At 69.8% G+C, this 13,009-nt stretch carries 12 protein-coding genes; 5 read left to right on the top strand and 7 right to left on the bottom strand.

The genetic code is table 11. The annotated features are described in order from the left end of the window. The first annotated feature begins 81 nt into the window (after positions 1-81). From ACFYR0_RS21750 to ACFYR0_RS21760, 3 genes are read left to right on the top strand one after another with little or no spacing between them, the layout of a single operon-like run. Positions 82-1,092, top strand: coding sequence for a helix-turn-helix transcriptional regulator (locus tag ACFYR0_RS21750; RefSeq protein ID WP_389330323.1), 1,011 nt, complete (start codon positions 82-84; stop codon positions 1,090-1,092). Continuing rightward, the gene (locus ACFYR0_RS21755) at positions 1,093-1,458 is read left to right on the top strand and encodes a hypothetical protein (RefSeq protein WP_389330326.1); all 366 of its coding nucleotides are present in this window, start codon (positions 1,093-1,095) and stop codon (positions 1,456-1,458) included. Beyond that, entirely contained in the window at positions 1,455-2,444 is a 990-nt protein-coding gene (locus ACFYR0_RS21760; RefSeq protein ID WP_389330329.1) for a LuxR C-terminal-related transcriptional regulator, read from the top strand. The genes ACFYR0_RS21755 and ACFYR0_RS21760 overlap by 4 nt, the downstream gene beginning before the upstream one ends. Here ACFYR0_RS21760 and ACFYR0_RS21765 read toward each other — a convergent pair. Then, the gene (locus ACFYR0_RS21765; RefSeq protein WP_389330378.1) at positions 2,407-3,456 is read right to left on the bottom strand and encodes a LuxR C-terminal-related transcriptional regulator; all 1,050 of its coding nucleotides are present in this window, start codon (positions 3,454-3,456) and stop codon (positions 2,407-2,409) included. The two genes, ACFYR0_RS21760 and ACFYR0_RS21765, sit on opposite strands and share 38 nt — an antisense overlap. Before the next feature lie 424 nt (positions 3,457-3,880). On the opposite strand from ACFYR0_RS21765, the gene ACFYR0_RS21770 reads away from it, so the two are divergent. Beyond that, the gene (locus tag ACFYR0_RS21770) at positions 3,881-4,543 is read left to right on the top strand and encodes a LuxR C-terminal-related transcriptional regulator (RefSeq protein WP_389330332.1); all 663 of its coding nucleotides are present in this window, start codon (positions 3,881-3,883) and stop codon (positions 4,541-4,543) included. Here ACFYR0_RS21770 and ACFYR0_RS21775 read toward each other — a convergent pair. The 6 genes from ACFYR0_RS21775 to ACFYR0_RS21800 all read right to left on the bottom strand — a co-directional run bounded on the left by ACFYR0_RS21775 (position 4,540) and on the right by ACFYR0_RS21800 (position 10,801). Beyond that, on the bottom strand, positions 4,540-5,646 hold the full coding sequence (locus ACFYR0_RS21775; protein WP_389330335.1) for a sugar ABC transporter substrate-binding protein: 1,107 nt from the start codon (positions 5,644-5,646) through the stop codon (positions 4,540-4,542). The two genes, ACFYR0_RS21770 and ACFYR0_RS21775, sit on opposite strands and share 4 nt — an antisense overlap. 317 nt (positions 5,647-5,963) lie before the next feature. Then, positions 5,964-6,416: a heat shock protein transcriptional repressor HspR gene (locus tag ACFYR0_RS21780; RefSeq protein ID WP_389330381.1), complete on the bottom strand. Its 453-nt coding sequence runs from the start codon at positions 6,414-6,416 to the stop codon at positions 5,964-5,966. A gap of 5 nt (positions 6,417-6,421) precedes the next feature. Beyond that, the gene (dnaJ, locus tag ACFYR0_RS21785) at positions 6,422-7,603 is read right to left on the bottom strand and encodes a molecular chaperone DnaJ (RefSeq protein ID WP_389330338.1); all 1,182 of its coding nucleotides are present in this window, start codon (positions 7,601-7,603) and stop codon (positions 6,422-6,424) included. Positions 7,604-7,636: 33 nt separating this feature from the next. After that, a complete protein-coding gene (grpE, locus tag ACFYR0_RS21790) occupies positions 7,637-8,293 on the bottom strand; it encodes a nucleotide exchange factor GrpE (RefSeq protein WP_389330341.1) in 657 nt (218 codons plus the stop codon). Next, positions 8,290-10,128: a molecular chaperone DnaK gene (dnaK, locus tag ACFYR0_RS21795; RefSeq protein WP_386386216.1), complete on the bottom strand. Its 1,839-nt coding sequence runs from the start codon at positions 10,126-10,128 to the stop codon at positions 8,290-8,292. The genes grpE and dnaK overlap by 4 nt, the downstream gene beginning before the upstream one ends. A gap of 478 nt (positions 10,129-10,606) precedes the next feature. Further along, on the bottom strand, positions 10,607-10,801 hold the full coding sequence (locus tag ACFYR0_RS21800) for a hypothetical protein (RefSeq protein ID WP_389330344.1): 195 nt from the start codon (positions 10,799-10,801) through the stop codon (positions 10,607-10,609). 268 nt (positions 10,802-11,069) lie between these two features. On the opposite strand from ACFYR0_RS21800, the gene ACFYR0_RS21805 reads away from it, so the two are divergent. Next, positions 11,070-13,009 (top strand): (Fe-S)-binding protein (locus tag ACFYR0_RS21805; RefSeq protein ID WP_389330347.1); only part of this gene is annotated, 1,940 nt, incomplete at its 3' end.

Here is a 13,009-nt window from a genome sequence, read left to right on the forward strand (position 1 = left end):
GGTCCCCTCTTCCCCCGTCGGATAAGACGATGGCTCATTCAGGCACGTCATGGCCACACAATCGGTGCATCATGTTCCTGCATGTTCAGGACCCTGGGGGGTGGAGTTTTGGGGACGAATCGGACTAAATCTACGCATCCCCATGCAGTGACTGAGCTTTGTGAGGACGGGGGACGTCTTTACGCCCAAGCGCTGCGCACGGGACGCATCAGCCGGACCGACGTGGAATCCGTCCCCTGCCTGATGGAGTTCGCGCTGCTCCACCCCGATCCGGACGACGCGAACTGGCTGCGCCCCGTCGCTCCGTTCGTCGCCCTCGCCGAGCGGCTCAATCCCATTGAACGCGAGATCACCGAGCGGAGAAGGCTATCGGTGGAACTCGCCGAAGCATTCGAACCGTTCATGGCTCTCAGCGCCCAAGAGCCCGCCTCCTCCCACTCGATCACCGTCCTGGAGGGGCTCGACCGCATCAACGCGGCACTCGACCTCGCGACGGCGCAGTGCCGGGAAGAGATGCTCACCGTCCAGCCGAGCTTCCGCCTGCCGGAGCACAGGCTCGCCGAGGCGCTGGAACGCGACAAACCTCTGATCGAACGCGGTGTCCGTATACGCACCCTCTACCAGCACACCGCACGGTACAGCCCCGAGCGACTCGCCTATGTCGACCAGTTCACGAACGGGAAGGTCGAGTACCGCACCATCGACGAACTGGTCGAGCGACTCATCATCTGCGACGAGGCGGTCGCCTTCATCCCCATCAGCGACGACCGCCAGGTCGCCCTGGAACTGCGCCACCCCGGCCTGGTGCGCTATCTCATCAAGGTGTTCGAGTTCATGTGGGGCCGGGCGGTCCCCCTGCACACCGGCACGCCCTACGAGACCGACCCCGACGGCATCACCGACATCCAGTACTCCATCGCCAAACTCCTGGTGGAGGGTCACGTCGACGAGGCCATCGCCCGCCGGCTCGGCATGAACGTCCGCACCTGCCGGGCGCACATCGCCAAGCTCGCCACCGCCCTGGGCAGCGGCAGCCGCGCCCAACTCGGCTTCCTCATAGCGCAGTCGGGGATCCTGGAACGGGATCACTGAATGCCGACTCGAGGGCACGACCATCGCGCGGACGAACTGTGCGAACCGGGCCGTGAGCTGTACGCCCATGCCCTGCGGTCCGGGTCGGTGACCGGCCCGGCCTCCGAAGCCGCCCCCCGCGTCCTCGGCCTCGGAGTGCTGCGACCCGCCGTCACCGACCCGGACCGGCTGGAACCCGTCGCCCCCGCCCTGCACCGCACCCTGCGCTCCTCCGAACAGCGCGTCGCCGACGAACGGGAACGCGCCGCACACATGGCCGAGACTCTCGAGTCGCTGATGCATGCCGGCACCACGACGAGCAGCGCACAACTCGGCTATCTCATCGCCGGATCCGGCAACCTCGACCAGGAGGGAGCACACGCGTGACCCCTGCGCCACATCCGGACCACGGGGTGGACCAACTGTGCCCCGCCGGAACCGAGTTGTACGAACGGGCCCTGCTGGAAGGGCATGTGAGCGGCGAGGAGGCCGAAGCCGCGCCCTGTCTGCTGGACTTCGGGCTGCTGCATCCGGCGGTCACGGACCCCGGCCGGCTGGAACCGGCCGCCCCCGCGCTCGCGCTGCACCGCCTCCTGCGGTCCTCCGCCCAGGCCATCGCGGAGCAGCGCCACCGCGAGACACGGCTGGCCGAGATGTTCGAGCGGCTGATGCGCCTGGACGGCCGGCCGGCCGCGCCCCCGGAGAACCCCGCGATCACCGTGCTCAGCGGCACCGAGCGGATCAACCTGGCGATCACCGAGGCGATGACCGAGGCCGCCGACGAAGTGCTGTGCGTGCAGCCGAACAGCAACTACAGCAGCACCCGGGGCGAGCGGGCACAGGCCGTGGCGCTGGAGCGCGACCAGGCGCTGCTGGACCGCGGGCTGCGCATCCGCACGCTCTACCAGCACACCCAGCGGCACATGCCGCTCGTCGCCGCGCGCTACGAGCAACTGCGCGGCGACGCCGAGGCCCGCACGCTGGACGAGATCACGGACCGGCTGATCATCGTGGACCGGGCGGTCGCCTTCATCCCGGGCGACCGGGACGGCTCTCTCGCGCTCGAAGTGCGCGTCCCCGCGCTCGTGGACTATCTGGCGACCGCCTTCGACCGGCTGTGGCGCCTGGCCACCCCCATGTACCCGCAGGCCGTCGAGCAGCCCACGCTGGACGGGATCACCCCGCGTCAGCGGGCCATCGCCGCGCTGCTCGTGGAGGGGCACACCGACGCCGTCATCGCCGACCGGCTCGGCATGAACATCCGTACCGCGCGCGTCCACATCGCCAAGCTCGCCGCCACCCTCGGCAGCGACAGCCGGGCGCAGCTCGGCTATCTCATCGCGCGCTCGGCGATCCTGGATCGGGAAGCGTGACACCCGGGGAGGAGTCCGCGGAGGAGTCGGGCGGCGCCCCGTCCAGGCCGACCTGGGCGATACGGACACCGAGCTGGGTACGGCTGGCCGCGCCCAGCGTCTCCGCGAGACGGGCGATATGGGCACGGCAGGTGCGCACGCTGATGCCCAGGCGCTCGGCGATGGCGGCGTCCTGGTGCCCCTCGGCGAGCAGCGCGGCGATGGACTGCTCGCGGTGGGAGACGCCCTCGATGCGCGGCTCGGGGATGCTCTCGGTCAGCGGCACCGCCGTACGCCACAGCCGGTCGAAGACCGTCACCAGGTAGGCGACCAGGCCGGGGTGGCGCAGCTCCAGGGCCACCGTGCGCTCGGGGTTGGCGGGGATGAAGGCGACCGTGCGGTCGAAGAGGATGAGCCGGTCGATGACCTCGTCCAGGGTGCGCGCCTCGACGGCGTCGCCCATCAGCTCCAGGTAGTGCAGCAGTCCCTGGCCGTGCCGGGCGACATGGTTGTACAGGTCGCGCATGCGCACCCCGCGGGCGCGCAGGGCCAGGGCCCGGTGCAGCCCCTCGGTCAGTTCGTTCTCGCGGCGGATGCCGCCGGGCTGCACGGTGAGCACCTCCGCCGTACAGGCCTCGGTGGCCTCGTCCAGGGCCGCCTGGATGCGGGCCGGGCCGTCCAGGACGCGGATCGCCGCGCCCTCGCCGACGGCCGGCCGCGGATCGCCTGCGCCCAGTCCGGCGTACCGTTCCACGGCGGCCACCGCCGCGCCCACACGCCCCTGGCTCGCGCTGACCTCGTCGTAGACCCCGCGCAGCAGCCGTTTCATGACCTCCTGGGGCGCGGTCGGCACCAGCCAGGCCATGTCGGCGGGGTCGGGGTGCAGCAGGGCGAGGTCGAGGAGGCAGGAGACGTGGTCGGCGTCGCTGCGGGGCACCCTGCCGCGCCGTACGGCACGGGAGTAGACGCGGTCCCCGGCAGCGCACAGCCGGTCGGCACCGTGCGGGTGCTCCTCCGTCCCGTGCCCGGCCATCGCCCGTCCCACCCCCGACTCCCGCGTCTCGCAGCGCAACTATGCGCGGCGCGGGTCGGCTCCCGCAACACGGCTCCCCCTGGGGTGAGCACCGGAAACCACCGCTTCGCGCGGGTACGTCCACGCCCCATGAACATCCTCGTGCAACAAGCTGAAGGTGGCGACGGCTCGGACGCCGTGGGCATGCTGGGCGGGCGGAGGCCGGCCGCTTCCGGCGGCCGCCCATGGCACCCCAGGGGCGTCGCCGTCGTACGGGCTTACGGGCCGGCCCCGCGGAGACGCCCGCCCGGCCCGCCGTCGACCCTCGCACGGAATGCGGCGATTCACGGTGCGCCACCCGGCGAGCGCCGGGGTGATGCCTGTCCCCCGCGTGTCTCCGCCGCCAGGCAATCAGTCCGTCAGCCAACCGAGAGGACGACGGAACGTGATACGCGTGGGCGTCCTCGGCCGTACGTCACCGGAACGCGCGCAGGTCAGGAAGGTACTGGAGGGCGACGGCGGCATCTGGGCCGTCGGCGAGGGGCGGGCCGACCAGGCGCCGCAGCCGGTGCGGGCCATCCGTCCGCACGTGCTGGTGGACAGCCACCACGACCCCGAGGAGGCGCTGAACGCCCTTCGGTCCGGCCCGTCGCCCGGCCCCGCGCGGACCGTGCTGCTCGGCCGTCTGTCGCAGCGGGCCACCGGTCCGCTGTCGCGTCACGACGTGCGCGGCATCCTGTTACGCGCGGACGCCGTCGCGCATCTGCACTGGGCCGTGCGGGCCACCGCGGCCGGCAGTGTCGCGCTGACTCCCGGTGCCGCGCGGTTCGTCGTGGACGCCTTCGTACGGCCGGGCCGGGCCACCGAGGAGTCCGCCGAGGCCCGGCAGCGGCTGGGCACGCTCGGCGTGCGGGAGACGGAGATCCTGGAACTGCTCGCCGAGGGCGTCTCGAACACGGTGGTGGCCGACCGGCTCGGCATCAGCACGCACACCGTGAAGGACCACATCCGCACGATCTACGGCAAGCTGCTGGTCCGCAACCGGATCCAGGCCGCCAGGGTGCTGTGGCGGGCCCAGATCCGGCGTCCGGCGACCCCGAGGGCCTAGATGAGGCCGATCGCCTCGCAGTCGTCCTTGTACTCGGCCGTGCAGATTTCGGAGATCTTGTAGATGCCGTCGGCGATCACCGTCTCCGCGATGTTCTCGCGGGTGAGCGCGACCACGCCGACCAGCTGGGCCGGGACCTTCTCCTGGGTCGGGCTGACGACCTTGTCACGGGTGAGCGCGTCGAACTGGATGTCACGCCCCTGGACCCGCGCGACCGCCATCTCCGCGGCGGCCTCGGCCTCGGCCGGGTAGGACTTGTACACGCTCATGAACTGCTCGCCGGAGACGATGCGCTGCACCGCGTCCAGCTCGGCGTCCTGCCCGGTGATGGGCGGCAGGTCGGTGACGCCCGCGGCCTCCAGCGCCTTGATGATGCCGCCGGCCATGGCGTCGTTCGCCGAGTAGACGGCGGCGATGTTGCCCGCGCCGACCGCGTTGATCGCCTCGGTCATGTTGGCCTGGGCATTCTTCGGGTCCCAGTCCTTGGTGTCGTAGGACCTGGCGATCGTCACCTTGCCGTTCAGCTCCGACGTGGCGCCGTTCTTGAACTGCTTGGCGTTGGGGTCGGTGGGCGAGCCGTTCATCATGACGATCTTGTCGGAGGAGTCGACCCGCGGCCCCATCGCGTCCAGCAGCGTGCGCCCCTGCACCTCGCCGACGAGCTCGTTGTCGAAGGAGATGTACGCGTCGATCGGGCCCTCGGCCAGACGGTCGTAGGCGATGACCGGGATGCCGGCGTCCTTGGCGCGCTGCACGGCGCCCGCTATCGCGTGCGAGTCGACGGCGTCGAGCAGGATGACGTCGACACTGTCGGCGATCATCTTCTCGAGCTGGCTCTCCTGCTTGTCCGCGTTCTGCTCGGCGTTCGCGTAGACCACGTCGCCCTTGTCGTTGGTGAGCGCGGCGACCTTGGCCTTGATGATCGGGTAGTCGAACTTCTCGTACCGGGAGTTGACCTTCTCCGGCAGCAGCAGGCCCACCTTGATGTCGTTGCCCCTGGTGGGGCTCGCCTCGTCGCCGCCCCCGGTCGCGTCGAGAACGCCGCAGCCGGCGAGCGAGAGGGTCAGCGCGGACGCGACCGCGGTCATGGCGATACGACGCATTCAGGGGCTCACTTCGGTGTGTTACGGACATGGGCGCGACATCACGCCCAGGTGACTGAAAAGACAACGCGGCGCCACACTCAGCGTCAAGAGTTATCACTTAACGAGATGGCAACATCACCTTCCGTTCAGTATGTGAAGACAGAGCGAAATCCCTGCACAAGCGATCGCTTTCTACGCGCGTCATGATCACAAACGGTGTTCGGTTTTCCGCCACACGACGATCACCCGCGGCGGAGGCCGCCGGCACGAGGCACACGGCAGGGGCCCGGAGGTTCGGGAGAACCTCCGGGCCCCTGCCGTGCACAGCCTTCGGATCAGTCCCCCGGCTGCTGGCGCTTCGGCCGCCACACCACCAGCGCGCTGGTCTGCTGCGCCTCCTGGTACGGCACCAGATCTCGCCGGTACGAGGCGTGCACCGCGGCCTCGCGCTGACGCATGGCCGCGGCGGCCCCGTCGAGCGCCGCCTCCATCTCCGCGACCCGGGCCTGCAGGGCCGCGACCTGGTTCTCCAGTTCGATGATCCGCTTGATGCCGGCCAGGTTGACGCCCTCGTCCTGCGACAGCTGCTGCACCTGACGGAGCAGTTCGATGTCACGGGCCGAGTAGCGGCGGCCGCGCCCGGCCGTGCGGTCGGGCGAGACCAGGCCGAGGCGGTCGTACTGGCGCAGTGTCTGCGGGTGCAGGCCGGAGAGCTGGGCCGCCACCGAGATGACGTAGACCGGGGTCTCCTCGGTCAGTTCATAGGGGTTGCGTCGACGGCCGTCCATCTGGCTCATGCTCCCTTCGCGGCCTCGAACAGGTCCGCCCGCGGGTCCTCGTCCGCCGCGGTCGCCTCGCGATACGCCTCCAGTGCGTCACGAGCCTTCCCCGACAGCTCCGCCGGGACACTCACCTCGACGGTGATCAGCAGATCCCCGCGGGTGCCGTCCTTGCGGACCGCGCCCTTGCCGCGGGCGCGCATCGTGCGGCCGTTGGGCGTACCGGCGGGCAGCTTCAGGGTGACGGCCGGGCCGCCCAGCGTGGGCACCCGCACCTCGCCGCCGAGCGCGGCCTCCACGAAGGTCACCGGCACGGTCACGGTCAGGTTGTCGTCCTTGCGGCCGAACACCGGGTGCTCGCCCACGTGGACGACGACATAGAGGTCGCCGGCCGGACCGCCGCGCTCACCGGGCGCGCCCTTGCCGCGCAACCGGATCCGCTGCCCGTCGGAGACCCCGGCGGGAATGCGGACCTGCATGGTGCGCGAGGACTTGGCCCGGCCGCTGCCCTTGCAGACGTCGCAGGGGTTCTCCGCGATCAGGCCGCGGCCCTTGCAGTCCGGGCAGGGGTCGGTGAGCGAGAAGCCGCCGCCGGAGCCACGGGCGACCTGCCCGGTGCCGACGCAGGTCGGGCACACCCTGGGCGTGCCGTTCTTGTCGCCGGTGCCGGAGCAGGCCTTGCACGGGGCCTGGGAGGACATCCGCAGCGGGACGGTAGCGCCCTCGATGGCCTCGGTGAAGCTCAGCGTGACCTCGGACTCGATGTCCTGGCCGCGCTTGGGCTGCGTCCGGGTGCCGGCGCCGGGGGCACCGCCCCGGTTGAACAGGCCCCCGAGCACATCGCCGAAGCCGCCGCCGAAGCCGCCCTGCTGCGCACCGCCGCCGCCTCCGAAGAGGTCGCCGAGGTCGAAGTTGAACGAGCCGCCGCCCGCGCCCGGCCCCGGGCGGAAACCGCCGTTGCCGAACAGCGCGCGGGCCTCGTCGTACTCCTTGCGCTTCTTGGGGTCGCCGAGGACGTCGTTCGCCTCGGAGATCTCCTTGAAGCGCTCCTCGGCCTTGACGTTGCCCTTGTTGGCGTCCGGGTGGAACTCGCGGGCGAGCTTCCGGTACGCCTTCTTGATCTCGGCCTCGGTGGCGTCCTTGGGGACGCCGAGAACCTTGTAGTAGTCCTTCTCGATGAAGTCCTTGGTGCTCACCCTCGACGTCCCTCCTTCCGTCCGGTCTCTACGTCAGCCCTCCTCAGGGCCGTTGTCCTTGTCGTCGCCCGCCGCGCTCTCGTCGGCCTCGGACTTGACGCCCTGCGCGCCCGGCTGCGGCTCGGCGACGGCCACCCGCGCGGGGCGGATGGTGCGCTCGCCGATGCGATACCCCGGCTGGAGGATCGCGATGCAGGTCGTCTCGGTGATGTCCGGGGCGTAGGAGTGCATCAGGGCCTCGTGGATCGTCGGGTCGAAGGGCTCGCCCTCCTTGCCGAACTGCTGGAGGCCCATCTTGGCGGCGACGGTCTCCAGCGACTCGCCGACGGACTTGAAGCCGCCGACGAACTCGCCGTGGTCCCGCGCGCGCCCGATGTCGTCGAGCACGGGCAGGAGCTCGGTCAGGAGGTTCGCGATCGCGATCTCCTTGACCGTGATCCGGTCACGCTCGACCCGGCGGCGGTAGTTCTGGTACTCGGCCTGGAGGCGCTGGAGGTCGCCCGTGCGCTCGTTGAGCGCGGTGCGGACCTGGTCCAGCTGGGCCACCAGACCCGCGTCGCTGCTTGAGTCCCCGGCCGGGGCCGCCCCCTCCGCGTTCGCGGGGGAGTCGGCCTTCGGCTCGGCGTCGTCGGAGGTGGCGCCGGAGGGGACGTCGGGCTTCTCCTCGAAGCCCGGGGTCTCCTCCGTCACGCGGCACCGTCCTTGCGGTCCTCGTCGACGATCTCGGCGTCGACGACGTCGTCGTCGGCCTTCGGGGTCTCGGCACCGGCGCCGCCGGCGGCCTGCGCGGCCTGGGCGTCGGCGTACATCGCCTGGCCGACCTTCTGGGAGACCGCGGCGACCTTCTCGGTGGCCGTGCGGATCTCGGCGGTGTCCTCGCCCTTGAGCGCGGTCTTCAGCTCCTCGACGGCGGCCTCGACCTCGGTCTTGACCTCGCCGGGGACCTTGTCCTCGTTGTCCTTGAGGAACTTCTCCGTCTGGTAGACGAGCTGCTCGCCCTGGTTGCGGGTCTCGGCGGCCTCGCGACGGCGGTGGTCCTCGTCCGCGTACTGCTCGGCCTCCTGGCGCATCCGGTCGACCTCGTCCTTCGGCAGCGAGGAGCCGCCGGTGACGGTCATCTTCTGCTCCTTGCCCGTGCCCAGGTCCTTCGCGGTCACGTGCATGATGCCGTTGGCGTCGATGTCGAAGGAGACCTCGATCTGCGGGACACCGCGCGGGGCGGGCGGCAGACCGGTCAGCTCGAACATCCCGAGCTTCTTGTTGTACGCCGCGATCTCGCGCTCGCCCTGGTAGACCTGGATCTGCACCGACGGCTGGTTGTCCTCGGCCGTCGTGAAGATCTCGGACCGCTTGGTCGGGATCGTGGTGTTGCGCTCGATGAGCTTGGTCATGATGCCGCCCTTGGTCTCGATACCGAGGGACAGCGGGGTCACGTCGAGGAGCAGGACGTCCTTGACCTCACCCTTGAGGACACCGGCCTGGAGCGAGGCGCCGATGGCGACGACCTCGTCCGGGTTCACGCCCTTGTTGGCGTCCTTGCCGCCGGTCAGCTCCTTGACGAGCTCGGCGACGGCGGGCATACGGGTGGAGCCGCCGACGAGGACGACGTGGTCGATCTCGCTGAGGGAGATGCCGGCGTCCTTGATGACGTTGTGGAACGGCGTCTTGCAGCGCTCCAGCAGGTCCGCGGTCAGCTGCTGGAACTGGGCGCGGGTGAGCTTCTCGTCGAGGTGCAGGGGGCCCTCGGCGGAGGCGGTGATGTAGGGCAGGTTGATCGAGGTCTCCGTGGAGGAGGACAGCTCGATCTTGGCCTTCTCGGCGGCCTCGCGGAGGCGCTGGAGGGCCATCTTGTCCTTGGCGAGGTCCACGCCGTGACCGGACTTGAACTGCTGCACCAGGTAGTCGACGACACGCTGGTCCCAGTCGTCACCGCCGAGGTGGTTGTCACCGTTGGTCGCCTTCACCTCGACGACGCCGTCGCCGATCTCCAGCAGCGAGACGTCGAAGGTGCCGCCACCGAGGTCGAAGACCAGGATGATCTGCTCGTCCTTGTCGAGGCCGTACGCCAGCGCGGCGGCGGTCGGCTCGTTGACGATGCGCAGGACGTTGAGGCCCGCGATCTCACCGGCCTCCTTGGTCGCCTGACGCTCGGAGTCGTTGAAGTAGGCCGGGACGGTGATGACCGCGTCGGTCACCTTCTCGCCCAGGTAGGCCTCGGCGTCGCGCTTCAGCTTCTGCAGGATGAACGCGGACATCTGCTGCGGGTTGAAGGGCTTCCCGTCCAGCTCGATCTTCCAGTCGGTGCCCATGTGGCGCTTCACCGAGCGGATGGTGCGGTCTACGTTGGTGACCGCCTGCCGCTTGGCGACCTCGCCGACGAGCACCTCGCCGTTCTTCGCGAAGGCGACGACGGACGGCGTGGTCCTGGCGCCCTCTGCGTTGGTGATGACGGTGGGCTCGCCGCCTTCAAGAACGCTGACGACGGAGTTAGTCGTGCCCAGGTCGATGCCGACCGCACGTGCCATGGTTGATTCCTCCAGCTGACTTGAGTGGAACGGACTCAAGTGTGCATGACGGTCCCCTATCGGTCAACAGACCTGAGTCACAGGGACTCAACTCTTATCCGTTCCTTACACGCAAGGGGCCTGTGACCTGCGACGATACCCTTGAGTTACGCCGCACGACCGGTCGAAGAAGCAGCGCGAGCACCGCCCCCGCAGCCCCGCCCGCCACCCGGAGCGCGGCGGTCGCGTCGAAGATTCCGGTGTGCACGAGTACCCCGACGAGCGCCCCCGAGGCCGCCGCCGCCCCGAGGACCGCCGTCACCGCGAGGGGCGAGCCCGGGCCGCCGCAGCCGGGGGGCGAGACGGCCGGGGCCGCCGCGCAGCGGCGGACGCCCGGCCGGCCGCCGCGAGAACAGCACCGGCACCACGTCCGCCAAGGCCACCGCGCTCAGCGCGAACAGCACGCCCGCGGAGCCGGCCGGACCACGCCCCGCGCGGGTCAGCACGGAGCCGACTCCCCCGTCACGGCCACCGCGACGGTCGCGAGCGGGGCGGCCACTCCGCCGAGCAGCGGCACGGGCCTGCCGCGGCGGCGTTCGACCAGGCCGGAGCGGAGCGCGGGGGCGCGCGGCAGGCCCGCGAGCAGGGCGGCGAGGAACAGAGCCGCGGCGGCCGCGGCGATCCCGTAGAGCACGGGACCAATTTAGGGGAGTGTCATGATTTGGTATGAATGACGCAGCAGGTCGGCGCGCCGCGCGCGCATGGGGGCGTGAGAGGCTCTCCACCGCGCGAGGCCAGCTCAGGGGCGGTGTGCGGGTGATCACTGAGGGCCGCCTCAGCGACGCAGATCACCGAGCGCCTGGCTACAGTGCGGCGGAGGATACGGGTAGTCTCAGACGGACTGCATAAGTTACCGCTTAGTAATCTCATCGAAGAACCCCTCGCAGGTTCGAGGAGTCCCCATGCAACTCGCCGCGATCATCGTGTCGCTGGTCCTCATGGCCGTCGGCTCCGCGCTGTTCGGCCGGGCCGTCCTGCAGATCGTCCGCTTCATGATGCTCGGCCAGCGCTTGCCCGCCGGGTCCCGGACCAACGACCCGGTGCAGCGCACCGTCACGGTGGTCAAGGAGTTCCTCGGCCATACGCGGATGAACCGCTGGGGCATCGTGGGCTTCGCGCACTGGTTCGTGGCGATCGGCTTCTACACGCTGCTGCTGACCATCGTGAACGCCACCGGTCAGCTCTTCCAGGCCGACTGGCTGCTGCCCGTCATCGGCGACTGGCCCCCGTACAACGTCTTCGTCGAGTTCATCGGCACGATGACCGTGCTCGGCATCCTGCTGCTCATCGCCGTCCGGCAGCTCTCCCGCCCCGACCGGCCGGGCCGCAAGTCCCGTTTCGCGGGCTCCAACACCGGCCAGGCGTACTTCGTCGAGACCGTCATCCTCATCGTCGGCGTCTGCATCTTCATGCTGCACGCCCTCGAGGGCGCGATGCACCACGTCGACAGCTACGAGGCGTCCTTCTTCATCTCGTACCCCGTCGTCTCGGCGCTGGAGGGCCTGGACCTCTCCACGCTCCAGAACCTCACCTACTTCTTCGCCGGTCTGAAGATCGCGACCTCCTTCATCTGGATGATCACGGTCTCCCTCAAGACCGACATGGGTGTGGCGTGGCACCGGTTCCTGGGCTTCCCGAACATCTGGTTCAAGCGCAACGCCGACGGCGCCACGTCGCTGGGTGGTCTGCTGCCGATGACCTCGGGCGGCAAGCCGATCGACTTCACCGACCCCGGTGACGACGACGTCTTCGGCGTCTCCCAGGTCGAGCAGTTCTCCTGGAAGGGCCTGCTGGACTTCTCCACCTGCACCGAGTGCGGCCGCTGCCAGTCGCAGTGCCCGGCCTGGAACACGGGCAAGCCGCTCTCCCCGAAGCTGCTGATCATGTCCCTGCGCGACCACGCGCACGCCAAGGCGCCGTACCTGCTGGCCGGTGGCGGCAAGTCGATGGAGGGCGAGGAGAAGGCGTCCGAGGAGCAGCTGAAGGACGTCCCGGCGGGCGCCCTCGCGGAGGCCGAGCGCCCCCTCATCGGCACCGTCGAGGAGAACGGCGTCATCGACCCGGACGTGCTGTGGTCCTGCACCACCTGCGGTGCCTGTGTCGAGCAGTGCCCGGTGGACATCGAGCACATCGACCACATCGTCGACATGCGCCGCTACCAGGTGATGATCGAGTCCGCGTTCCCGTCCGAGGCGGGCACCATGCTCAAGAACCTGGAGAAGAAGGGCAACCCCTGGGGACTGGCGAAGAAGCAGCGCCTGGAATGGCTCAAGGAGCTCGACTTCGAGGTCCCGGTCGTCGGCAAGGACATCGAGGACCTCACCGAGGTCGAGTACCTGTACTGGGTCGGCTGCGCGGGCGCCCTGGAGGACCGGGCCAAGAAGACCACCAAGGCCTTCGCCGAACTCCTCCACATCGCGGGCGTCAAGTTCGCGATCATGGGCGGCGACGAGAAGTGCACCGGTGACTCCGCCCGCCGCCTCGGCAACGAGCCCCTGTTCCAGGAGCTCGGCATGGAGAACGTCATGGCTCTGAACATGGCGTTCGGCGAGGAGATGGACGAGGACGGCAACGTCACGCCCGAGTCGAGGAAGCCGAAGTCGGCGAAGAAGATCGTCGCCACCTGCCCGCACTGCCTCAACACGATCGGCAACGAGTACCCGCAGATCGGCGGCGACTACGAGGTCATCCACCACACCCAGCTGCTCCAGCACCTGGTGGACGAGGGCAAGCTGACCCCGGTCACGCCGGTCGAGGGCATCATCACCTACCACGACCCCTGCTACCTGGGCCGCCACAACAAGATCTACACCCCGCCGCGCGAGATCATCGCCGCCGTCCC

Origin of the sequence: Streptomyces sp. NPDC005017 (assembly GCF_042873115.1) — a bacterium.
Taxonomy (GTDB): domain Bacteria; phylum Actinomycetota; class Actinomycetes; order Streptomycetales; family Streptomycetaceae; genus Streptomyces.